General features: G+C 67.1%; 26 protein-coding genes. 17 read left to right on the forward strand and 9 right to left on the reverse strand.

Annotation, left to right across the window (positions count from 1 at the left end):
• A partial coding sequence (locus H977_RS35090) for a DUF222 domain-containing protein (RefSeq protein ID WP_155946877.1) occupies positions 1-1,104 on the forward strand: 1,104 nt, incomplete at its 5' end.
• A 392-nt stretch (positions 1,105-1,496) separates the two neighbouring features.
• Here H977_RS35090 and H977_RS36105 read toward each other — a convergent pair.
• A complete protein-coding gene (locus H977_RS36105) occupies positions 1,497-1,625 on the reverse strand; it encodes a hypothetical protein (RefSeq protein WP_286162758.1) in 129 nt (42 codons plus the stop codon).
• Positions 1,626-1,705: 80 nt separating this feature from the next.
• Entirely contained in the window at positions 1,706-2,476 is a 771-nt protein-coding gene (gene mddA, locus H977_RS0127985; protein WP_029110956.1) for a methanethiol S-methyltransferase, read from the reverse strand.
• 305 nt (positions 2,477-2,781) lie between these two features.
• On the opposite strand from mddA, the gene H977_RS35480 reads away from it, so the two are divergent.
• Entirely contained in the window at positions 2,782-2,949 is a 168-nt protein-coding gene (locus H977_RS35480) for a hypothetical protein (RefSeq protein WP_155946878.1), read from the forward strand.
• Here H977_RS35480 and H977_RS0127995 read toward each other — a convergent pair.
• Positions 2,936-3,316 carry a nitroreductase family deazaflavin-dependent oxidoreductase gene (locus tag H977_RS0127995; RefSeq protein WP_029110957.1) on the reverse strand — a complete coding sequence of 127 codons (381 nt, stop codon included), beginning with the start codon at positions 3,314-3,316 and terminating at the stop codon, positions 2,936-2,938. The two genes, H977_RS35480 and H977_RS0127995, sit on opposite strands and share 14 nt — an antisense overlap.
• A 23-nt stretch (positions 3,317-3,339) precedes the next feature.
• Here H977_RS0127995 and H977_RS0128000 point away from each other — a divergent pair, with 23 nt between their 5' ends.
• From H977_RS0128000 to H977_RS0128035, 8 genes are all read left to right on the forward strand, one after another.
• Positions 3,340-3,726: a nitroreductase/quinone reductase family protein gene (locus tag H977_RS0128000; protein ID WP_029110958.1), complete on the forward strand. Its 387-nt coding sequence runs from the start codon at positions 3,340-3,342 to the stop codon at positions 3,724-3,726.
• A gap of 57 nt (positions 3,727-3,783) precedes the next feature.
• Positions 3,784-5,094, forward strand: coding sequence for a glutamate-1-semialdehyde 2,1-aminomutase (hemL, locus tag H977_RS0128005; protein WP_029110959.1), 1,311 nt, complete (start codon positions 3,784-3,786; stop codon positions 5,092-5,094).
• 38 nt (positions 5,095-5,132) lie between these two features.
• Positions 5,133-5,720, forward strand: coding sequence for a histidine phosphatase family protein (locus H977_RS0128010; RefSeq protein WP_029110960.1), 588 nt, complete (start codon positions 5,133-5,135; stop codon positions 5,718-5,720).
• Positions 5,721-6,341: a TlpA disulfide reductase family protein gene (locus H977_RS0128015; RefSeq protein WP_029110961.1), complete on the forward strand. Its 621-nt coding sequence runs from the start codon at positions 5,721-5,723 to the stop codon at positions 6,339-6,341.
• A complete protein-coding gene (locus H977_RS0128020) occupies positions 6,338-7,129 on the forward strand; it encodes a cytochrome c biogenesis CcdA family protein (protein ID WP_029110962.1) in 792 nt (263 codons plus the stop codon). Before H977_RS0128015 ends, H977_RS0128020 begins: the two co-directional genes overlap by 4 nt.
• Before the next feature lie 107 nt (positions 7,130-7,236).
• Complete coding sequence (locus tag H977_RS0128025) at positions 7,237-8,754, forward strand: cytochrome c biogenesis protein ResB (protein WP_196808346.1); 1,518 nt, start codon at positions 7,237-7,239, stop codon at positions 8,752-8,754.
• On the forward strand, positions 8,751-9,749 hold the full coding sequence (ccsB, locus tag H977_RS0128030) for a c-type cytochrome biogenesis protein CcsB (RefSeq protein WP_029110964.1): 999 nt from the start codon (positions 8,751-8,753) through the stop codon (positions 9,747-9,749). Before H977_RS0128025 ends, ccsB begins: the two co-directional genes overlap by 4 nt.
• A gap of 137 nt (positions 9,750-9,886) precedes the next feature.
• Entirely contained in the window at positions 9,887-11,275 is a 1,389-nt protein-coding gene (locus tag H977_RS0128035; RefSeq protein WP_502691225.1) for a MinD/ParA family ATP-binding protein, read from the forward strand.
• Positions 11,276-11,281: 6 nt separating this feature from the next.
• On the opposite strand, the gene H977_RS35705 is transcribed toward H977_RS0128035, so the two are convergent.
• Positions 11,282-11,443 (reverse strand): hypothetical protein, encoded by a 162-nt coding sequence (locus H977_RS35705; RefSeq protein ID WP_165612223.1) that lies wholly within the window; start codon positions 11,441-11,443, stop codon positions 11,282-11,284.
• Positions 11,444-11,518: 75 nt separating this feature from the next.
• Here H977_RS35705 and H977_RS0128045 point away from each other — a divergent pair, with 75 nt between their 5' ends.
• Positions 11,519-11,800, forward strand: coding sequence for a DUF4229 domain-containing protein (locus H977_RS0128045; protein WP_029110966.1), 282 nt, complete (start codon positions 11,519-11,521; stop codon positions 11,798-11,800).
• Positions 11,801-11,973: 173 nt separating this feature from the next.
• The gene (locus H977_RS0128050) at positions 11,974-12,177 is read left to right on the forward strand and encodes a hypothetical protein (protein WP_231396080.1); all 204 of its coding nucleotides are present in this window, start codon (positions 11,974-11,976) and stop codon (positions 12,175-12,177) included.
• Here H977_RS0128050 and H977_RS0128055 read toward each other — a convergent pair.
• The gene (locus tag H977_RS0128055; RefSeq protein ID WP_036477532.1) at positions 12,171-13,736 is read right to left on the reverse strand and encodes a GAF domain-containing sensor histidine kinase; all 1,566 of its coding nucleotides are present in this window, start codon (positions 13,734-13,736) and stop codon (positions 12,171-12,173) included. The two genes, H977_RS0128050 and H977_RS0128055, sit on opposite strands and share 7 nt — an antisense overlap.
• Positions 13,737-13,858: 122 nt before the next feature.
• On the opposite strand from H977_RS0128055, the gene H977_RS0128060 reads away from it, so the two are divergent.
• A complete protein-coding gene (locus tag H977_RS0128060) occupies positions 13,859-14,221 on the forward strand; it encodes a LytR/AlgR family response regulator transcription factor (RefSeq protein ID WP_029110969.1) in 363 nt (120 codons plus the stop codon).
• A 34-nt stretch (positions 14,222-14,255) separates the two neighbouring features.
• Here the strand turns inward: H977_RS0128060 and H977_RS0128065 are convergent, their stop codons facing one another.
• Complete coding sequence (locus tag H977_RS0128065; RefSeq protein WP_029110970.1) at positions 14,256-15,605, reverse strand: MFS transporter; 1,350 nt, start codon at positions 15,603-15,605, stop codon at positions 14,256-14,258.
• 177 nt (positions 15,606-15,782) lie between these two features.
• Complete coding sequence (locus tag H977_RS0128070; protein ID WP_029110971.1) at positions 15,783-16,655, reverse strand: 1,4-dihydroxy-2-naphthoate polyprenyltransferase; 873 nt, start codon at positions 16,653-16,655, stop codon at positions 15,783-15,785.
• A 37-nt stretch (positions 16,656-16,692) separates the two neighbouring features.
• Here H977_RS0128070 and H977_RS35970 point away from each other — a divergent pair, with 37 nt between their 5' ends.
• Genes H977_RS35970 through H977_RS0128090 form a run of 4 tightly spaced genes read left to right on the forward strand, consistent with a single transcriptional unit; the run spans position 16,693 to position 19,978 of the window.
• Entirely contained in the window at positions 16,693-16,983 is a 291-nt protein-coding gene (locus H977_RS35970; protein ID WP_051289174.1) for a hypothetical protein, read from the forward strand.
• Positions 16,984-16,989: 6 nt separating this feature from the next.
• The gene (locus H977_RS0128080; protein WP_029110972.1) at positions 16,990-17,766 is read left to right on the forward strand and encodes an S-methyl-5'-thioadenosine phosphorylase; all 777 of its coding nucleotides are present in this window, start codon (positions 16,990-16,992) and stop codon (positions 17,764-17,766) included.
• Positions 17,763-18,794 carry an NAD-dependent epimerase/dehydratase family protein gene (locus H977_RS0128085; protein ID WP_029110973.1) on the forward strand — a complete coding sequence of 344 codons (1,032 nt, stop codon included), beginning with the start codon at positions 17,763-17,765 and terminating at the stop codon, positions 18,792-18,794. The genes H977_RS0128080 and H977_RS0128085 overlap by 4 nt, the downstream gene beginning before the upstream one ends.
• A 56-nt stretch (positions 18,795-18,850) precedes the next feature.
• Positions 18,851-19,978 (forward strand): NAD(P)H-dependent flavin oxidoreductase, encoded by a 1,128-nt coding sequence (locus H977_RS0128090; protein ID WP_029110974.1) that lies wholly within the window; start codon positions 18,851-18,853, stop codon positions 19,976-19,978.
• Positions 19,979-19,981: 3 nt separating this feature from the next.
• Here H977_RS0128090 and H977_RS0128095 read toward each other — a convergent pair whose 3' ends face one another.
• Both H977_RS0128095 and H977_RS0128100 read right to left on the reverse strand, forming a co-directional pair.
• The gene (locus tag H977_RS0128095) at positions 19,982-21,010 is read right to left on the reverse strand and encodes a sensor histidine kinase (protein ID WP_029110975.1); all 1,029 of its coding nucleotides are present in this window, start codon (positions 21,008-21,010) and stop codon (positions 19,982-19,984) included.
• The gene (locus H977_RS0128100) at positions 21,010-21,711 is read right to left on the reverse strand and encodes a response regulator transcription factor (RefSeq protein WP_029110976.1); all 702 of its coding nucleotides are present in this window, start codon (positions 21,709-21,711) and stop codon (positions 21,010-21,012) included. The genes H977_RS0128095 and H977_RS0128100 overlap by 1 nt, the downstream gene beginning before the upstream one ends.
• Between the last annotated feature and the right edge of the window lie 4 nt (positions 21,712-21,715).

Here is a 21,715-nt window from a genome sequence, read left to right on the forward strand (position 1 = left end):
ATCGCGTTGATGAGTGGGGATCTGGGTCAGCTCAACGGGTTACCGGTGTCGGTGATCATCCGCACCACCCTGCAAGATTTGGAATCGCGGGCCGGGATCGGGATCAGCGGTGGGGGCACCAAAATTCCGATCCAAGATGTGATCCGGATGGCCGCCCATGCCAGTCATCATTTGGCGGTTTTCGATCAGGCCACCGGGGCGGCGCTGAACTATTTCCGGGCCCGCCGTATCGCTAGCCCGGCGCAGCGGATCATGTTGATCGCCCGCGACGGGGGCTGCACCAAACCGTGCTGCACCACCGGCGCGTATGGTTCCCAGGTTCATCACGCCACCGCGGATTGGGCTGAGGGTGGTCATACCAATGTTGATGAGATGACCCTGGCCTGTGGCCCCGACAACCGCATGGTCGGCGACGGTGGCTACACCACCACCATCAACCCCGACGGCAACGTCGAATGGCACCCACCACCCGGGCTCGATCACGGCCAACACCGCATCAACTACCACCACCGCCCCGAACTACTGCTCACCCCACCCGAGAACCCCCAACCCCAACCGGGGCTCACTCCGGAAGCGGAGCCAAACCCTGCGCCGGATCTGACGGGCTACCCCGAACCCACGCCAAACGCAGCGCCGGACGCTGATCCAGAGCCAGCGCCTGAGCCAGGCCCTGCGCCGGCGCGCGAGCCAGACCCCGACCCCGAGCCGGCCCCAGGCTTCACAGCCGAAAACCACCCGGGCCACGGGCCGGTACCGCACCGGGATCCGGACCCCGACTGGGCGCTGGCGCCTGACCGCGTGCCCGAACCGCACTGGGACGACTGGGACCAGGAATGGAACCCGCAGTGCGACACAGACTTCGACACCGACGTCGACCAGCCCACATTCACCCCACTCAGTGCGGAATACCTCTGGAACCCAGACTCATTCCAACCAGACCCGACCATCCCAGAGCCGTTCGGTACCGAACTCCCACCCGGCTGGGAACTGCTCCACGCCTCACCACCAACCGGACACCTCGAAGCCACCTACGCATACGACGACCCCGACCCATGGCCACCCATCGACCACGCCCTCACCACCAACCCAGCACGCGGACCCTGACATCCGGGCAAGCCCGGCGCTTGCCGGCCACACCGCGCACACCCCGCCGCGCGGAATCCTCGCCTACCGCAGCGTCGTGCCACCGTGGGCGTCGAGTGACGGGTTTGATCGCCCTCGGACTGGTCGGTAAGCCAGTGGAACATCAATACTCCGCGAGTGCGGCGACGTGATCCGCCGCAGCATTAACCAGCCGTACTCGACCATTGTCGACAATTCTTCTGTGCGCCGACCGAAAATGAAAGCTCCGCCAAAAATGCGAATCTAAAATCGGCATTAAAATTGCTGACGCATAAAACCACCCCACCGAAAAAGGCGATGGATTGCGGGCGGGATCCGGCTTGTTGCCCTCGCTGCACCAGAGCTGAAAGGCCACGATGACCTGCGTGAAACTGCTACGCTCGGTCTGGGCGCTTGCGCTTGGGAATGGTTTCGTCGGCGATCTTGTCGCGTTTCGCTGCCCGCTTTTCCTTGATGGTCATCGCGGGTTTTTTGGGCAGGCGGCCTTGGGATTTGTCAGCCATCGTTGCTCCTTGTCGCAAGCAATCACTGGGCCCGACCATACATCAGAAAAAAATAAAAGCCAGTCGCGAAATTCGTGCCGTCAGGCGGGCCGGTGCCTGACGTGCGGGGTGGGGCTGTCGTGGCCGCGATGCAGGCCCGGAGCCAGCATCGCCACCCGGTGCTGGTAGTCGCGGTACTCGTCGCCCAGGTCGCCCACCAGGTCGTGCTCTTCGAACTGGATCGCGACCAGAATGTAGGCGGTGCTGACGGCCGCGAACAGTAGATGGCCTGCCGTCATCGTCGGGGTGGCCCAGAACGCCACGATGAACCCGGCCATGATCGGATGCCGGATCACCCGATACAGCATCACTGTTCGGAATCCGAGCTCGCGATACGGCCGGCCGCGCCAACTCAGCCACACCTGCCGCAGCCCGAACAGTTCGAAGTGGTTGATCATGAACGTAGAGCTGAACACCATTGCCCAGCCGGCCCAGAACAACGTCCACAGAACCACTTGTCCCGCAGTGGATTCCACGCTCCAGACGATCGCGGGCATGGTCCGCCACTGCCAGTACAGCAGGAACAGCGCCAGGCTGGACAACAGCACGTAGGTGCTGCGTTCGATGACTTGCGGGACGACGCGGGTCCACCGGCGTTTGAACGCGGGCCGGGCCATCACGCTGTGCTGAACGGCGAATACCGACAACAGCAACAGGTTGACGAGCACCGCCTCGGCGATCGGTGCGGCGATACCCGAATCGACCGTCCGGGCCACCAGGAAGTCGCCGACGAAGGCGATCGCGTAGAGGAAGGCCACGATGAACGCCAGGTAGCTCGCGATTCCGTAACCGATGACGAGTAGGCGCTTCATGATGACCTCCTGCCACCGGTCGGACAGATGCTGCAGCCCTGCCGCCGACCTCGGTGGTGACCTATCTACGGTAGACCTTGAATTCCCAGGTGAACAGGGGTTCGCGCGTCCAGCGGATGCGGTGTGCGGGCCAACCGCGGCAAGTGCGTAAGGATCCGGTGGCGTGCCGTCAAGAAACCGTTGAGATCGATGGCGTCCGGCCGGGCGCGGAGTAGACCGGCAGGCATGCGATACGAAACATCGGCCGGGTTTCCTGCCACCGGGGTTGCCCTCATCCCGCTCGGGCGCTCGAGGCGGAACCCGCGATGAGCGAGATGCTCCAGATCGTCGCGCTCATGCTGGTTCCCGTTGCGATACTGCTCGGCCTGCGGTCCGTGGTGATCCGTCAGAACCGTCGACTGGATGCGCAGGCGTCCACGCCGTACCCGGGGGCCCGCCCGTTGGCTTCCGCCGGGAGGGCTAGACCCGTTTGAGCAGAACGGCCTGCTCAAACGGCAGGCGCGCGAACGGACGACGCATCGCGCCCGTCACATGCTCGGCCGCCTCGGCCTTCGACACCACCCGCGGCCCACTGACCTCGATGGTCTTGCCGTGGCGGCGGATGCGCGCGTGACCGGCTGCGGTGATGTTCTTCAACCAGTCCCGATCCGGACCGTACGTCAGCATGATGGCCACACCGTCGTCGGTGCTGAAGACACTCAATGGGGTCCGGAAGGTCTTCCCGGATTTCCTGCCGACGTGCTCGAGGATGCCGAACGTCGGCGCCCAGCCCGCCCACAGGCGCTGGATGGGGTTGGTCACATAACGGTTGAACCTGGCCAGCGATTGCGGTAACTGCATGTTCACCATCAAACTCGTGAGTTATGGCCTATCTCAAGCCCCCATGGTTTGTTCGCGCAGTATTCAACCGGATCGCGATGGCCACCGGAGTCGGCCACAGCGAGACGTTGACCGTCACCACCCGAGTCAGCAAACAGCCGCAACAGATCCCCGTCGTCGTGCCCGAGGTCGACGGTGTGAGATATCTGGTCTCCACCCGCGGGGAATCGGAATGGGTGCGCAATATTCGGGCCAATCCACAGGTGACGCTCGGGGGAACGAGCTACCTCGCGGCCGAGGTTCCGGTCGACCAGCGGGCGCCGATCATCGCGGCCTACCGGCCGCTGGCCGGCAAGGTGGTCGAGGGTTACTTCCGGGACCTGCCCGACGACGCCGATCATCCGGTGTTCGCGCTGACTCCAGCCGGGTGATCGCGACCACTACACCCTGTAGTTGACGGAGTTGCGCCGACTGGGACACTGGTGGCCATGCGTGCTGACGAATCGCACATCAGGCGATCGGCCCAGCTGTTCGCCGATGCCTGCGCAGTTATCCCCGGCGGGGTGAACTCCCCGGTGCGTGCCTTCAACTCCGTCGGCGGCACCCCCCGGTTCATCACCTCGGCCAAGGGCTACTGGCTGACGGATGCGGACGACAACCGCTATGTCGACCTGGTCTGCTCCTGGGGCCCGATGCTCCTGGGTCACGCCCACCCGGCGGTGGTCGAAGCGGTGCAGCAGGTGGCGGCCAACGGCCTGAGCTTCGGCGCCCCGACACCCTCGGAGACCGAACTGGCCACCGAGATCATCGATCGTGTGGCTCCCGTCGAGCGGCTGCGGCTGGTCAACTCGGGTACCGAAGCCACGATGAGTGCGATCAGGCTGGCCCGCGGCTACACCGGCCGCGCCAAGATCATCAAGTTCTCCGGCTGCTATCACGGCCACAGTGACGCGCTGCTGGCCGACGCCGGCTCGGGCGTCGCCACCCTCGGTCTGCCCTCCTCGCCCGGTGTCACCGGCGCGGCGGCGGCCGACACCATCGTGCTGCCGTACAACAACGTCGCCGCGGTGGAGGAGATCTTCGGCCGGTTCGGCGACGAGATCGCTTGTGTCATAACCGAAGCCAGCCCGGGAAACATGGGTACTGTGGCTCCGCTGCCCGGTTTCAACGCGGCGCTGCGCGGGGTCACCGCAGCCCACGGTGCGCTGCTGATCCTCGATGAGGTGATGACGGGTTTCCGGGTGAGCCGGGCCGGTTGGTACGGGCTGGATCCCGTCGACGCCGATCTGTTCACCTTCGGGAAGGTGATGAGCGGCGGACTGCCCGCCGCGGCGTTCGGCGGCAGCGCCGAGGTGATGGGGCGGCTCGCCCCGCTCGGGCCCGTCTACCAGGCCGGGACACTGTCCGGAAACCCGGTGGCGATGGCGGCCGGGCTGGCCACGCTGCGCAACGCCGACGATGCCGCCTATGCCCGGCTGGACGCCAATGCCGACCGGCTGGCCGGTCTGCTCACCGGCGCCCTCACCGAGGCTGGGGTGGCGCACCGCGTGCAGCGCGCGGGCAACATGCTCAGCGTGTTCTTCACCGATGAGCAGGTCAGCGACTTCGCCGCGGCCAAGGCCACCGAAACCTGGCGCTTCCCACCGTTTTTCCATGCGTTGCTGGAGGCCGGCGTCTACCCGCCGTGCAGTGCCTTCGAAACCTGGTTTGTCTCAGCGGCATTGGACGATGCGGCATTCGAGCGCATCGCTGATGCCCTGCCCGGTGCGGCCCGCGCCGCTGCGGAGGCCCGACCGTGACCGAACCCACGTCGACCGTCAGGACCACCGTGCACGTCATGCGTCACGGCGAGGTGTTCAACCCCGAGAAGGTGCTCTACGGCCGGTTGCCCGGCTATCACCTGTCCGAGCGGGGGCAGGCCCAGGCGCGCGCTGCCGCCGACTGGCTGGCCGACAAGGACATCGTCTACGTGGTGGCCTCTCCGTTGGAGCGGGCACAGGAGACGGCGGCGCCGATCGCCGACCGCCACGGGTTGCCGATCCTCACCGATGAGGGCCTCATCGAGTCGTGGAACATGTTCGAGGGGGAGCGGGTGGCGCCGGGCGACGGTGCCCTGCGCGACCCGAGGAACTGGCCGAAGCTGCGCAACCCCGCCAAGCCTTCCTGGGGTGAGCCGTACGACGAGATCGCTCCCCGGATGATGGCGGCCATGCACCGTGCCCGGGAGAAGGCGGCCGGGCATGAGGCGGTGTGCGTCAGTCACCAGCTCCCGGTGGAGACGCTGCGGCGGGCGATGACCGGACGCAAGCTCGCCCATCTGCCGTTGCCGCACAGCCGGCTGTGCGATCTGTCGTCGATCACGTCGTTCACCTTCGACGGAGACAAGCTGATCCGATGGGGCTACACGGAGCCCTGGGGAATCTGAATGACGTCGTTGGTCACCCGGGTGAGTGTGGCGGTGCTGGCAGGGCTGGTGCTGCTCACCGGTTGCTCGACGGGTGACGACGCGGTGGCCCAGGGCGGCACCTTCGAGTTCGTCGCACCCGGCGGCAAGACCGACATCTTCTACGATCCGGCCGAAAAGCGCGGTGCCCCGGGCAAACTGAGCGGTCCTGAGCTCACCGACCCGACCAAGACCATCTCGCTGGAGGATTTCGCCGGCAAGGTCGTGGTGATCAACGTGTGGGGTCAGTGGTGCGGTCCGTGCCGGGCCGAGATCGGCCAGCTGCAGCAGGTGTACGAAGAGACCCGTCGCGACGGCGTTCAGTTCCTTGGCATCGATGTGCGGGACAACAACCGTGATGCCGCAGTCGATTTCGTCACCGACCGCAAGGTCACGTTCCCCTCCATCTACGACCCGGCGATGCGCACCATGATGGCGTTCGGCGGCAAGTACCCGACCACGGTGATCCCGTCGACCGTGGTGCTGGACCGTCAGCACAGGGTGGCCGCGGTGTTCCTGCGTGAGCTGCTGGCCGACGACCTGCGACCCGTGGTCGAGCGGTTGGCTTCGGAGCCGGCCGCAGTACCGGGGCCGCAGAAATGACCGGGTTCGCCGAGATCGCCGCGGCCGGGCCGGTGCTGCTGGCATTGGGCATCAGCGTGCTGGCCGGGCTGGTGTCGTTCGCCTCGCCGTGTGTGGTGCCGCTGGTGCCCGGCTATCTGTCCTATCTGGCCGCCGTGGTGGGGGTCCAGGAGAGCCCGGTGGTCACCGATGCGGGCACGACCAAGCAAGCGACCCGCACCGCGCGGCTACGCGTGGCCGGCGCGGCGGCGTTGTTCGTCGCCGGTTTCACCGTGGTGTTCCTGCTCGGCGCGGTCGCCGTCCTCGGGATGACCACCGCGCTGATCGTCAATCAGGTTCTGCTGCAACGTATCGGCGGTGTCGTCACGATCGTGATGGGCCTGGTGTTCGTCGGCTTCATCCCGGCGCTGCAACGCCAGGCCCGCTTCGCGCCGCGGCAGTGGTCCACCATGGCCGGGGCCCCGCTGCTGGGTGCGGTGTTCGCGCTGGGCTGGACGCCGTGCCTGGGGCCGACGCTGACCGGGGTGATCGCGGTGGCCTCGGCCACCGACGGCGCCACCGTGGCCCGCGGGGTGGTGCTGGTGCTGGCCTACTGCTTCGGTCTGGGCATCCCGTTCGTGCTGCTGGCGCTCGGGTCGGCGCGGGCCGTGACGGGCCTGGGCTGGTTGCGCCGGCACACCCGGACCATTCAGATCTTCGGCGGCGTGCTGCTGATCCTGGTGGGTACCGCGCTGGTGACGGGTCTCTGGAATGAGTTCGTGTCGTGGGTGCGTGACGCCTTCGTCAGTGATGTGAGGCTCCCGATATGACCCAGGTTTCCCCGCGAGCAGACACAAACCTGCCCAAAAAGCAGCGTTTTGGGGCGGTTTTGCGTCTGCTCGCGCTGGTACGCAACACCTGGCGGACCCTCACGTCGATGGGCACGGCGCTGGTGCTGCTGTTCCTGCTGGCGCTCGGCGCGATCCCGGGCGCGTTGTTGCCGCAACGCAGCCTCAACGAAGCCAAGGTCGACGAGTATCTGGCCGCCCATCCCACGCTCGGGCCCTGGCTGGATCGCGTGCAGGCCTTCGACGTGTTCTCCAGCTTCTGGTTCACCGCCATCTATGTGCTGCTGTTCATCTCTCTGGTGGGCTGCCTGACGCCCCGGATGATCGAGCATTTCCGCAACCTGCGGGCAGTACCGGTGCCCGCCCCGCGCAATCTGGGCCGGCTGCCCAAGCATCACGCCGAGCAGGTGGCCGCCGACGCCGCTGAGCTCACCGGGACCGTGACCGGCCGGCTGAAGGGCTGGCGCAAGGTCGTCCGGAAGCAGGATGGGGCCACGGAGATATCCGCAGAGAAGGGCTATCTGCGCGAGTTCGGCAACATCGTCTTCCACTTCTCGTTGCTGGGCCTGCTGGCGGCGGTGGCCGCGGGCAAGCTGTTCGGCTACGAGGGCAACGTCATCGTCATCGCCGACGGTGGTCCAGGTTTCTGTACCGCCTCGCCGGCGGCCTTCGACTCGTTCCGGGCCGGCAACACCGTCGACGGCACCTCGCTGAGCCCGATCTGTCTGCGGGTCAACGACTTCGACGCGCATTATCTGCCCACGGGCCAGGCGTTGTCCTTTGCCGCCAACATCGACTACCAGTCCGGAGAACATCTGGCCGCCGACACCTGGCAGCCCTACCGCCTGGAGGTCAACCATCCGCTGCGCATCGGCGGTGACCGCGTCTACCTGCAGGGGCACGGCTACGCACCGACTTTCACGGTGACCTTCCCGGACGGCCGGGAGCGTAGCCAGACCATCCAGTGGCGCCCCGAGGAACAGATGACGCTGCTGTCCTCCGGCGTGGTGCGTATCGACCCGCCGGCAGGTACGTATCCGGATGCGGATGAGCGTCGCAAGCACCAGATCGCGATCCAAGGCCTTTTCGCCCCCACGAAGCAACTTGAGGGCACGCTGTTGTCGTCGAGCTTCCCGGCACTCAACGACCCGGCGGTGGCGGTCGACATCTACCGCGGTGACACCGGTCTGGACACCGGCCGGCCGCAGTCTTTGTTCTCGCTGGATCCCCGGTTGATCGATCGCAAGCAGCTGACAAAGGTGGCGCGGGTCAACCTGGTCGAAGGCCAGGACACGCGCCTCGACGACGGCACCAAGGTCCGCTTCGACGGTGCCGTGCCGTTCGTCAACCTGCAGGTCTCGCACGACCCGGCCCAGGTCTGGGTGTTGGTGTTCGCGATGTCGATGATGGCCGGGTTGCTGGTGTCGTTGGTGGTGCGCCGGCGCCGGATCTGGGTTCGGATCCAGACGGCTGCGGCAGGTACGGTGAACGTCGAGCTGGGCGGGCTGGCCCGTACCGACAACTCCGGCTGGGGCGATGAGTTCGAGAAGCTGACCGGGCGGCTGTTGGAGGGATACGAACAGCCGGCAGGAGAGAAGGACGCATGAATACCGAGCACATCGACATCGGACTGGCCAGGTACTCCGACTGGGCGTTCACGTCGTCGGTGGTGGTTCTGGTCGGCGCGCTGATCCTGCTCGCCGTCGAACTCGCCTCCAGCCGTGGCCGCAAAGTCGATGAGCGCTCGCGCGAAGAGCAAATGGCTGGAGCGGCCGTCCTCGTCGGCGCCACCGTCGGCGCGGACAGTGCCACCCCCGGCGTCATCGCCGAGGAGCCCCGGCGGCCGTTCGACGAGCGGGTCGGCAAGACCGGTCTGGCCTTGACCTACGTCGGCATCGGCATGCTGTTCATCTGCATCGTGTTGCGCGGCCTGGCCACCTCGCGGGTGCCGTGGGGCAACATGTACGAGTTCATCAACCTGACCAGCTTCTGCGGGCTGATCGCCGCGGCGGTCGTTTTGCGCAAGCCGCAGTACCGCGCGTTGTGGGTTTTCGTGCTGGTTCCGGTGCTGATCCTGTTGACGGTGTCCGGGCGCTGGCTGTACTCCAATGCCGCGCCCGTGATGCCCGCGCTGCAGTCGTACTGGCTGCCGATCCACGTGTCGGTGGTCAGCCTCGGCTCCGGTGTCTTCCTGGTGGCCGGCGTGGCCAGCATCCTGTTCCTGCTGAAGATGTCGCCGCTGGCCGACCGCGAGAACGCGCTCGGACGAATCATCGATCGGCTGCCCGACGCGCAGACACTCGACCGGATCGCCTACCGCACCACGATCTTCGCGTTCCCGATCTTCGGCTTCGGCGTGATCTTCGGCGCGATCTGGGCCGAAGAGGCCTGGGGCCGCTACTGGGGCTGGGACCCCAAGGAGACGGTGTCGTTCATCGCGTGGGTGGTGTACGCGGCGTATCTGCATGCGCGTTCGACCGCGGGGTGGCGGGATCGCAAGTCGGCCTGGATCAACGTCGTGGGTTTCGTCGCGATGGTGTTCAACCTGTTCTTCATCAACTTGGTGACCGTTGGCCTGCATTCGTACGCCGGGGTTGGCTAGGCGCCGCCAGGGTGGTGAGATGACCGCGCGCCCAGTGGTTGTGGTGCGGCTGCGGTCCGGTCGGGAGTGTGTGGAAAAGAGGGGATTTCGTGTCCGAACCAGTGTCTGAACCGGTGCAGGAGCAAGAGTCCGAGCCGGTGTCGGAGCCGTCCGAAACGCAGGAGCCTGCCCCACAGGACAACAGCGAGGCCGTGACCCATGAGCCGGCACCGCCGACCGTGATCCATGAGCCGGCGCCGCCGACCGTGACCCATGAGGCGGCACCGATCCATGAGGCAGCACCACCGGCCGCTGACCCGCCACCCGCGGTTTCTCCCGCCCCCGTTGCCGAACTGCCTCCTGTCCCATCGGTGTTCGCTCCGGTGCCCGGGTTCCGCAGTCAGCAGCGGTTCAGCAATCCCGCCGAGCCCGGTGTCTCCACTCCGCTGCCCGCGGAGTGGACCGCCGCGACGCCGCCACACGGCATACCCGTCATCACCGCACCGCCGGTGCCTGCAAGCTTCGAGCCGCCAGTGGCGGGGGCCTACCCGCAGCCCGTCCCAGCAGGTCCCGTCCGCCCGGCGTCCACGGACGATTTCTCCACGCCCTACCGGGATCTCTCGACCGACGCGTTGCTCGGCCAGCGCAAGAACCCGCCGACCTCGGGCTGGCGCAAGGCCCTCTATGTGGCGTCGTTCAAGCAGATCAACGTCGGTGAGAGCCCCAAGATCACGCACCGCAACAACCTGATCGGCGAGGTCAGCCAGCCGCTGCAGGGTTGCTACCGGATCGCCCTGATGTCGCTGAAGGGCGGCGTGGGCAAGACCACGATCACCGCGACACTGGGCGCCACGTTCGCCTCGATCCGCGGTGACCGGGTGATCGCGGTGGACGCCAATCCCGATCGAGGCACGCTGAGCCAGAAGGTGCCGCTGGAGACGGCGGCGACGGTGCGGCACCTACTGCGCGACGCCGAAGGCATCGAGCGCTACAGCGACGTACGGGCCTACACGTCACAGGGGCCGAGCCGGCTGGAGGTGCTGGCCTCCGAGAGTGATCCGGCGGTGTCGGAGGCGTTCAGCTCCGACGACTATCTGCGCGCGCTGGAGGTGCTGGAGCGGTTCTACAGCCTGGTGCTCACCGACTGCGGGACGGGTTTGATGCACTCGGCCATGTCGGCGGTGCTATCGAAGGCCGACGTGCTGGTGGTGATCAGCTCGGGTTCGGTGGACGGGGCGCGGAGCGCGTCGGCAACGCTGGACTGGCTGGATGCCCACGGACATCAGGAGCTGGTGCGCAATTCCATCGCGGTGATCAACGCGGTGCGGCCGCGGTCCGGCAAGGTCGATCTGTCCAAGGTGGTGGACCACTTCTCCCGGCGCTGCCGTGCGGTGCGCCTGGTGCCGTTCGATCCTCATCTGGAAGAGGGCGCAGAGATCAGCCTGGACCGGCTCAAGCCCGGCACTCGCGAGGCGCTGATCGAACTGGCCGCGGTGGTGGCATCTGACTTTCCCGGGGCGCGCCGGTCATTGAGCCCGCGCGCCTGACGCAGGCTAGCTGCGCGGGTTGTCGCCGTGCCCGAGCCGGCGCAAGAAGTCCGGGTCGTCATCGGGGCCGATCACGCGGGTCTTGGATTGACTGCCGGAAACCCGCGCCAACCGCCAGCCGATGTACACCAGGCTTGCTGCGGCAATGAGCAGGAGTAGATACGCCACTCGAAACCTCCTTTATCCGAATATACGCGCCGTCGGTAGGCTCGGAGCGTGTCAGGAAGTGGTTCGACCTCTCGCATGATCACCGACGTGGTGGTTTACCTCGTCGCCCGGCTGGTGCTGGTCGCTGTGCTCACCGCGGCGATCTACGGCGTGGGGTCTCTGGTTGTGGCGAATTTCCCCGTCGTGGTGGCGCTGTTGTTCGCCATCGTGATCGCGCTGCCGCTGGGTATCTGGTTGTTCCGTCCGCTGCGTGAGCGTGCGACGGCCTCCATCGCGGTGGTCGACGAGCGGCGGCGTAAAGATCGCGAGCAACTGCAGGCGCGGTTGCGGGGCGACGAGCCGCCGAAATCCAAGTAGCAGCAAATCTTTTGCTCCCAGAACGTGGTCAGTCTTCTGGGGGATAGCCGGTAACAGGAGTTGGGGGTCAGCGCCGTCGTTTTGGGCGCCACTGTCGGCGAGGCTTGAGGTACTCGAATTGAGTTGGCCGACAAAGGAGTACCGCCATCATGAGTAACCCGATACGTTTATTGATGCTGTTGACCGCGTCCGCCGCGGCAATAGCGCTGGCACCCGTGGCCCAGGCCGATCCGGACCCACAGACCTGTACCGCCGGCGCGACCTCGACAGTCTGCCGGTCCGACGGCAATGCGCAGATCGTCGCGACCCCGCCGTCGGTCGACTACCAGGCCCAGTACCCGTTCTTCGGACCGTACGGTCTGCTCTTCCATCACTGATAAGGCTGCGGCTGAACACAATTGAGCGGGATCGAGGCGCGGACGGTGGTGCCGGCTCCCGGTGGGCTGGTGATGCTGAGCTGACCGGACAGCGCCTCGGCGCGGTCGGCCAGACCGATCAATCCGGACCCGGCTCCGGTGACGGCACCGCCGACACCGTCGTCGCGCACCGAGAGGTGCAGAGTGTGGTCGGTGACAGCGGCCGTCACCTCCACGGCCGTGGCCCCGGAATGCTTGGCCGCGTTGGTCAATGCCTCGGCGAGGACGTAGTACGCGGCCACCCCCACCGATTCGGGGATCGCGTCGCTCAGGTCGACCTCGACGTCGACCGGGATCGGGGAGCGCCGGGCCAGGGCTCGGATGGCGGCGCCGAGGCCGCTTCGGGACAGCACGGCCGGATGTATTCCGCGGGAAAGCTCTTGCAGTTCGGTCGACAGCGCTGACAGCCCGGCCACGAGGCTGTCGAGTTGATCGATGAGTTCTGTCTGGTCGGCCGGTATCGATGCCTGGGTGGCCCGCAGCGCCAGGCTCAGTGAGACCACCCGCTGCTGGGCGCCGTCGTGCAGGTCGCGTTCGAACTGCCGCCGGGCCTGGTCGGCGGCGGTCACGATCCGGGCACGCGAGGCGGTCAGTGCGGCACGGGTTTCGGAGTTGGCGATCGCGGTGGCGACCAGGTCCGCGAAGTCGGCGACACGGGCTTCGGTGCCGGTGTCGAAGACACCCGGCCGGGCCGAGCCGACCACCAACAGGCCGCGGACCTGGCCGTCGACGATGATGGGAGCGCCGACCGCCGAGCGGATCCCGATGCCCCGGATGCGCGACGCGGTGATACCGGTTTCTCTGGCGTAGTCCTCGATGCGGGCCGGTTCGGCGGTCTCGGCGATCACGGTCAGCAGGGACCCGCTCTCCAACGGCAGTCGTTCGCCGATGTGCAGCTTGGCCTCACCGTGTGGGTCGCGCGAGGCCAGCACCGCCGCGGTCCCGTCGTCCTGGTAGAGCAGCAGCCCCACGTGGTCCATGCCCAGCCCGCCGGCCAGCTCCGCGACCGCCACCGGGTAGACCTCGTCGGGATGCGATCCGCGGGCCACGAGGGTGGCTACGCGGCGCAGCGCCGCCTGCTGTCCGGCCAGCGCCGCAGCATCGGCGGCCCGCAGCCGGGCCTGCCCGACCAGCAGATTGGTCAGCAGCGCGATTGGCAGGAAGACCATGATCGCGGCGAGGTCCTGGTCGTGGATCGGGAGCAGCGCGTTGTGGGTCTCCATGTGGAAATGCACGTACACCACGGCGCTGACCAGGGACGTGGCCACCGCGAGCCACATTCCCCAGCCGGCCGAGACCACCAGGACACCGAGCAGGAACACCGCGCCGAACGAGCTTTCGGGTGCCATCTGCCGCAACTGGGTGACGATCAGGGTCTCGGCGGTGATGAAGGCGATCGCAACGACGATCCCGGCGGCCAGCGGTGGCGCCTTCGGCCGCAGCAGCATTCGGAGCAGCCGGGTACGCACCGACGGCCAGGGCCGGTCGGCGAGAGCCGGGACAGCACGGGCGACAGTCATCTGAACAGGAACGCTACGCCGCCGGGGTTCATGCCTGCTGCGCGGCGATTTTCCGGCTAGCGGTAATGCCACCGCGATCCGAGGCTGAGACGCTGGGTTGATGACTCGGATGCGGAGGCCCGGTGCGCTGCCTCATCGTCGATGACAGCGCCGGATTCCGCAGCGCCGCGACCCGGCTGTTGGGTGGTGGAGGGGTCGAGGTCGTCGGTGCGGCGGCCGACGGCGAGCAGGCCCTGAAGCTCTGCGACGAACTGCGGCCCGACGTGGTGCTGCTCGATGTGATGCTCGGCGCCGAGAGCGGATTCGACGTGGCCGAACAGTTGCACCGCAGCCGGCACCGGCCGGTGGTGATCCTCACCTCGACCTATTCGGAGCAGGATCTGGTCGAGCTGATCGCGGCCAGTCCGGCGCTGGGCTTCGTGGCGAAAAACGCGTTGTCGGTCGATGCGATCCGCGAGTTGCTGGCTCGCTGCCCGAGGCCATGACGTCGGTGACGCCGGCCTTCGGTGGATGGCGGAGCTACTGGATGAAGGCCGACCCCTTCTCCTGGTCCAGATAGGTTTCGGCCTTGTTCTTGAGGAAGAACACGTAGACCACCAGTGACAGGGCGATGCACACCGTGACGTAGCCGATGAACCACGGCACCAGGTCTCGTTCTTTGAGGGCCTGGTAGATCACCGGTGCGGTGCCGCCGAATATCGAATTGGCCAGGGCGTAGCCGACTCCCACGCCGAGCGCGCGGATGTGTGAGGGGAACAGCTCGGATTTCACCAGGGCATTGATCGAGGTGTACCCCGTCAGGATCACGTAGCTGACGGCGACCAGCAGGAACGACAGGATCGGTGAATGTGTCTGGGGCAGATAGGTGAACAGCACATAGGTGTAGATCACCCCGCCGATGCCGAACCACAGCAGCAGGGGTTTGCGGCCGACCTTGTCGCTGATCATGCCGCCCAGCGGTTGGATGGCCATCAGGAAGATCAATCCGATGAGGTTGATCCAGGTGGCCGTCATGGCCTGGTCCTTGTAGGTGGTCTTGACGATGGCCGGGGCGTTGACGCTGTAGGCGTAGAACGCCAGGGTGCCGCCCATGGTGATCAGGAAGCACAGCAGCAGCGGTTTCCAGTAGCGGTTGAGTAGTTCCCTCAGTGACCCGGAGCTCTTGTCCTTGCCGGCCTTGATGGCTTCCAGCTGTTCGGGGGACAGCGATTCGTCCATGGTGCGCCGCAGCCAGAACACCACGATCGCGGCCACGCCGCCGATGGCAAAGCCGATGCGCCAACCGAATTCGTGGACCTGCTCGGTACTGAACGTGGTCAGGATGATCAGCAGGGTGAACTGCGCCAGTACGTGTCCGCCGACCAGCGTCACGTACTGGAACGACGAGAAGAAGCCGCGCCGTTCGCGGGTCGCAGCCTCGGACATGTAGGTCGCCGAGGTGCCGTACTCGCCGCCGGTGGCGAAGCCCTGCACCAGCCGGCACAGGATGAGGATGATCGGCGCTGCGACACCGATGGTTTCGCGCGAGGGAACGAGCGCGATCACCAGTGAGCACAGCGCCATCAGCGAGACGCTGAAGGTCAGTGCGGCGCGGCGGCCTCGCCGGTCGGCGAACCGGCCGAAGAACCACGAGCCTATCGGGCGGGTGAGGAAGGTGACCGCGAAGATCGCGTACACGTAGACCGTCGCGTTCTTGTCTGCCTTGTCGAAGAACTGTGCTTCGAAATAGGTGGCGAACACGGTGTAGACGTAGACGTCGTACCACTCGACGAGGTTGCCCGACGAGCCTCTGATCGTGTTCCAGATGGCCCGACGAGTCTCGGCGCGGCCCGATGGTGCGGGCTGATGCGCCTCGGTCGAAGTGGTCATGCGCATCCCCCAGGTCGTCGGCGTTGCAGGCCGACGGTCACGTTAGTGCACCATCGCGGGCGCCGTGGGGGATGCGAGGTGTGCATTGTGAATGCTTGGACCACGCCGACTTCGACACCTGGGTCGTGGATGTCGACGCGCAGCGACCCCCACGTAGAAGTCGGCGACGCGCGCCGGCTACGACGCCAGGAACAGGGCCACGGACACCGAGATCGCCCACACCAGCATGGTCAGACCGGTATCGCGCAGGACCGGGATCAGCTGGGCTCCTATGCCGCCGCCGCGTATCGGGCGCAGTGCCCGCACCGCCGGCGCCAGTGCTACCAGGCCGACGGCACACCACGGCGTGGCGAGCATCAGCACCAGGGGCAGCACCAGGGCCACGCCCACCAGGAGCTGATACAGCAGCCGCGTGCGGGCATCGCCGAGACGCACGGCCAGCGTGATCTTGCCCGACTCGGTGTCGGTGGGGATGTCGCGCAGGTTGTTGGCCACCAGCACGGCCGACGACAGGGAGCCCATGGCCACCGCCGCCACGAGTCCGACCCAGTCGATGCGCAGGGCCTGGGTGTACTGCGTGCCCAGGACGGCGACCAGACCGAAGAAGATGAACACGGCTATCTCACCCAGGCCGAGGTAGCCGTAGGGCTTCTTGCCGCCCGTGTACAGCCAGGCACCGGCGATGCACACGGCCCCGACCGCGATCAGCCATGGTGCGCTCACCGCCGCCAGCGCCAGCCCGGCCACGGCGCCGACCGCCAGGCTTGCGACGGCCGCGGTCAGCACGGCCCGCGGCGAGGCCAGCTTGGAGCCCACCAGGCGCAGCGGACCGGACCGCACATCGTCGGTGCCGCGGATGCCGTCGGAGTAGTCGTTGGCGTAGTTCACCCCGATGATCAGAGCAAGCGATACGGCCAGCGCCAGCAACGCTTTCCACCACACCGCCGAACCCACCCAGGCGGCGGCGCCGGTACCGGCGAGCACCGGGGCGACGGCGTTGGGCAGGGTGCGGGGACGGGCGCCCTCGATCCATTGCGCGAAACTGGCCACGAGCGCCATCGTTTCATGCCGCCTTACACTGAGCCTCATGAAGGAGCAGCTCAGCAAGACCGAGATCGGCAAGGACGTGCTGCAGGAATCCGTCGAGGCAGTGGCCTCCACGGTCGGGCAGGTCACCTCGATCATCACCACGGCCGTCAAAGATGTCGCGACCGTCATCGGTGGCCTTGCCACCGATGTCTTCGAGATCGCCGACGGCGCCCGCAAGGCCAACGAGGATTTCGACGACTTCGACGACGATCTGGGCACGGTCGTCGATGACGGTGTCGTAGATCAAAGTTCGGAGGAACCCGCCAAGCCGCACGACGAGGCCGAATAGCACTGCATGCTCGGCGTCATCGGCGGTAGCGGGTTCTATTCGTTCTTCGGGCCCGAGGCTCGCACTGTCCCTGTGGACACCCCCTACGGGCCTCCGAGTGCGCCCATCACGGTGGGCGCCGTCGGCGGGCACGAGGTGGCCTTCCTGCCCCGGCACGGGGTCGGTCACGAGTACTCGCCGCACACGGTCCCTTACCGGGCCAACATGTGGGCGCTGCGCTCGTTGGGTGTGCGCCGGATTCTCGCTCCGTGCGCGGTGGGCAGTCTGACCCCGCAGCTGGGCCCGGGTTCGATCGTCGTGCCCGATCAGCTGGTGGACCGGACCCGCGGCCGCGCGGACACGTACTTCGATTCCGGCGGCATCCATGTCGGTTTCGCCGATCCGTACTGCCCGGCGTTGCGGTCCACCGCGGCCGCACTGCCCGGGGTGGTCGACGGCGGCACCATGGTGGTGATCCAGGGCCCGCGGTTCTCCACCCGAGCCGAGAGCCGGTGGTTCGCCGATCAGGGTTTCACGCTGGTCAACATGACCGGCTATCCCGAGGCGGTGCTGGCTCGTGAGCTTGAGATGTGTTATGCGGCAATCGCTTTGGTCACCGATCTGGATGCCGGGATTGAGACCGGCTCGGGGGTGACGACGGTGGACGTGTTCGCCGAGTTCGAGCGCAACCTGGTGCCGTTCAAGAAGCTCGTCCGCGAGGCGCTGGAGGCTGTCGAGACCGAGCGCGCCTGTACGCACTGTCTGGCCCACGACGGGGTGAAGCTGCCCTTCGAGCTGCCGTGAGGATTCTGCTCACCGGTGCGGCGGGCTTCATCGGTGCCCGCACCTGGGCTGCGTTGCAGGCCGCCGGGCACGAGGTGGTCGCCGTCGACACCATGCTGCCCGCCGCGCACGGTCCCGGCGCAGAACCCCCGCCGCAGTGCCACGTGGTCGACATCCGTGACGGCTCAGCGCTCGCGCCCCTGCTTGCCGGGGTCGATGTGGTGTGTCATCAGGCCGCGGTGGTGGGTGCCGGGGTCGACGCGGCGGACGCGCCGTCCTATGCCGGCGTGAACGACTACGGGACGGCGGTGTTGCTCGCCGAGATGTTCGCCGCCGGTTGCACCCGGCTGGTGTTGGCCTCGTCGATGGTGGTGTACGGGCAGGGTGGCTACGACTGCCCTGAGCACGGACCGGTCGACCCGGCGCCGCGCACCCGCGCCGACCTGGACGCCGCGGTGTTCGAGCACCGCTGCCCGATCGGCGGGGAAGAATTGCGGTGGCGGCTCGTCGGGGAGGGTGCGTCGCTGCGCCCCCGCAGTCTGTACGCCGCCAGCAAGGCCGCGCAGGAGCACTACGCCCTGGCCTGGGCGGAAGCCGGTGCCGGGGCTGTGGTCGCGCTGCGCTATCACAACGTCTACGGCCCGAACATGCCGCGCGACACCCCGTACTCCGGAGTCGCGGCGATCTTTCGCTCACAGCTCGAATCTGGCCAGGAGCCAAGGGTTTTCGAGGACGGTGGGCAGATGCGCGACTTCGTTCACGTCGACGACGTCGCGGCCGCCAACGTGGCGGCGGTCGGTGCCGGGCTCGACGGCTTCAACGCGTTCAACGTGTGCTCGGGGCGCCCCATTTCGATCATGGAGGTGGCCGCCCGCCTGTGCGCGGCCCGGGGTGCCGACCAGCCCGTCGTCACCGGTCAGTACCGCAGCGGCGACGTCCGCCACATCGTGGCCTCGCCGGTGCGCGCGGCGCAGGTGCTGGGTTTCGAGGCTGCGATCGACCCGTACGACGGGTTGGCCGAGTTCGCGTTCGCACCGCTGCGCGCCTGAGTGGCGAGTGCGCACACTCTTGACACCCGTCAAGTCCGCGTGGCAATACTGACGGGGTGAAACCCGCCATCTGTGAGCAGTTCGGGATCGATTTTCCCCTCTTCGCCTTCAGCCACTGCCGCGACGTGGTGGCTGCGGTGACCAATGCCGGCGGCTTCGGTGTCCTCGGCGCCACGGCGTACACCCCCGAGCAGCTGGACCGCGAGCTGACCTGGATCGACCAGCAGGTGGGCGGCAAACCGTATGGCGCCGACATCATCGTCCCGGCGAAATTCGAGGGCAAGGGCGAGAATCTGTCCCGCGGGCAGCTCACTGACCGCATTCCCGCCGAGTACCGCGAGTTCGTCGCGCAATTGCTCACCGATCACGGCATCGAGCCCGAGGCCGCGCAGCGCCTGGGCGGCTCCTCGCTGTCCGGCGACACCGGCCACGAGCTGCTGGATGTGGCGATGAGTCATCCGATCAAGCTGATCGCCAACGCGCTCGGGGTACCGCCCGATTACATGATCGAGGCGGGTCGTGAGCGCGGGATCCCGGTCGCCGCCCTGGTGGGTGCCCGGGAACATGCCCTCAAGCAGGTGCAGGCCGGGGTGGATCTCATCGTCGCGCAGGGCACCGAGGCAGGTGGGCATTGTGGCGAGGTATCGACGCTGGTGCTGGTCCCCGAGGTAATCGAAGCCCTTGAGGCTGCCGGCAGCGACATCCCGGTGCTGGCCGCGGGCGGCATCGTGACCGGCAGGCAGATGGCAGCTGCTGTGGCGATGGGCGCAGCCGGTGCCTGGACCGGGTCGGTGTGGCTGACCACCGAGGAGGCCGAGACAGCGCCGCACACCGTGCAGAAGATGCTGGCGGCCACGTCGCGCGATACCGTCCGCTCGACCGGGCGTACCGGCAAGCCGGCGCGCCAGCTGGCCTCGGATTGGACGGCGGCGTGGGCGCCGAATCCTGCCGGACACCAAACGCTTCCGTTGCCGTTGCAGAACATGCTCGCCGAGCCCGTGATCCGGCGAATCGATGTGCTTGCCGCGCAAGGTCATCCGGGTGCGCAAGCATTGGCGACGTACTTCGTCGGGCAGGGTGTCGGGCTGATGAACAAGGTGAAACCGGCACGTGAGGTGGTGCGCGAGTTCATCGAGGACTATGTGGCAGCCACCGAGCGGCTGAGCAACTCGCTGCCGGAATGACGGCTATTCGGCGGCGTCGGTTGCCAAGGGCAGGCGCACCTCGAAGCGCGCCCCGGTGTCCAGGTTGCGGGCAGACAACGTGCCGCCGTGCGCCTGCACCAGCCCCGCCGCGATGGTGAGCCCCAGCCCTGATCCGCTCGGCAGCGATGAATCCGCCCGTGGCACACGGCCGTTGGAGCCTCGGTAGGCCACGTCGAACACCCGCGGAAGATCGGCTTCGTCGATGCCGACGCCCGTGTCGTCCACGTGCGCCCACGCGCCGTCGTGGTCCGCCCCCAGGGCCAGCGTCACGCTGCCCCCGTCCGGTGTGTGCGCGATGGCATTGGCCACCAGGTTCGACAGCACCCGGACCAGGGAGCGGTCACTGCCCAGTACCCGCACCGGCTGCGGGGGCAGTTCCGCGGTCAACCGCACCCCCGCGCGGCCGGCCGGTATCCGGTGGGCGGCGATCACATCGGCCACCACCTCGTCGAGCGCCACCGGTTCGCGTACGGGTTGCACCGAACCGGCGTTGATCTTCGACATCTCGAACAGATCGTCGACCATATCGGAAAGCCGGATCGATTCCTGCTCAATGTGTTTAGCCTGGGTCCTGACCTCGTCGTCGGTGACCACACCGTCGGCGATGGCCTCGGAGACCGCGCGGATCCCGGCCAGCGGGGTGCGCAGATCGTGGCTGACGAATGCGACCAGCCGCCGGCGGGAGTGCTCGGCCGCCCGTTCGGAATCACGGATCTCCTGCTCCCACACCGTGCGTCGGGCCTGGTAACGGGCCAGCATGACAGCCGCCGGGATGGTCACCACCGACACGATCACCAGCACGACACCGGTCTGCTCGAAGGTCTCGGTGATCATGAATCCGCTGGCGCCGAGCACGCCGGTGAACGTGGCCAGCGTCGGGATCAGCACCAGCACCACCATGCTCAGCGCGAGCGACCAGGACCGGGCCAGCCGGATGATGATCGCCCCGGCGAGGACGACCGGTACCGAGCAGGCCAGCGCCCAGCCGATGATCTCAACGAGGTTCTGCACTAGATCCTCTGTTCTTCGCGCGAGCGCTCATCACCACTCCACAGGTAGCCCCGCCCCCACACGGTCTGGATCCGGTGCTGATCGCCGAGCTTGAACCGCAACCGTTTGATGTGCACCGTCACGGTGGACAGATCGCCGAAGTCCCACCGCCAGACCCGTTTCAGCAGTTCCTCGCGGGAGAACACGACGTCGCTGTTGGTCAGGAAGAACACCAGCAGATCGAACTCGCGGTTGGTCAGGTTGACCGTGCGCCCGGCGATGGTCACCGAGCGTGCCGCGGTGGAGACCCGCAGCTGGTCGACGGCGAGTTCGGCGGGCACCGGCGTGGTGAGGCCGCTGCTGCGGCGCAGCACCGACCGCATCCGCAACGCCAGCTCACGAGGGCTGAACGGTTTGGTCAGATAGTCATCGGCGCCGGCCTCGAGGCCCGCGATGCGATCGTCTTCCTCGCCGAGGGCGGTCAGCAGGATCACCGGCATGCTGTAACCGCCGTCCCGGCGCAGATCGCGGCACAGCGACAGCCCGTCGGAACCGGGCATCATCACGTCGAGAACGGCGACGTCGATCTGCTCGGAGCCGAGCAGTCGCAGAGCTTCGGTGCCGTCCTGCGCGATCGAGACGTCCAGGCCGTCGCGTTCCAGATAGCGCCGTACCACGTCTCGCACGACGGTGTCGTCGTCGGCGATGAGTACCCGGGTCACCTTT

Source organism: Mycobacterium sp. URHD0025, from assembly GCF_000426065.1.
Classification (GTDB): Bacteria; Actinomycetota; Actinomycetes; order Mycobacteriales; family Mycobacteriaceae; genus Mycobacterium.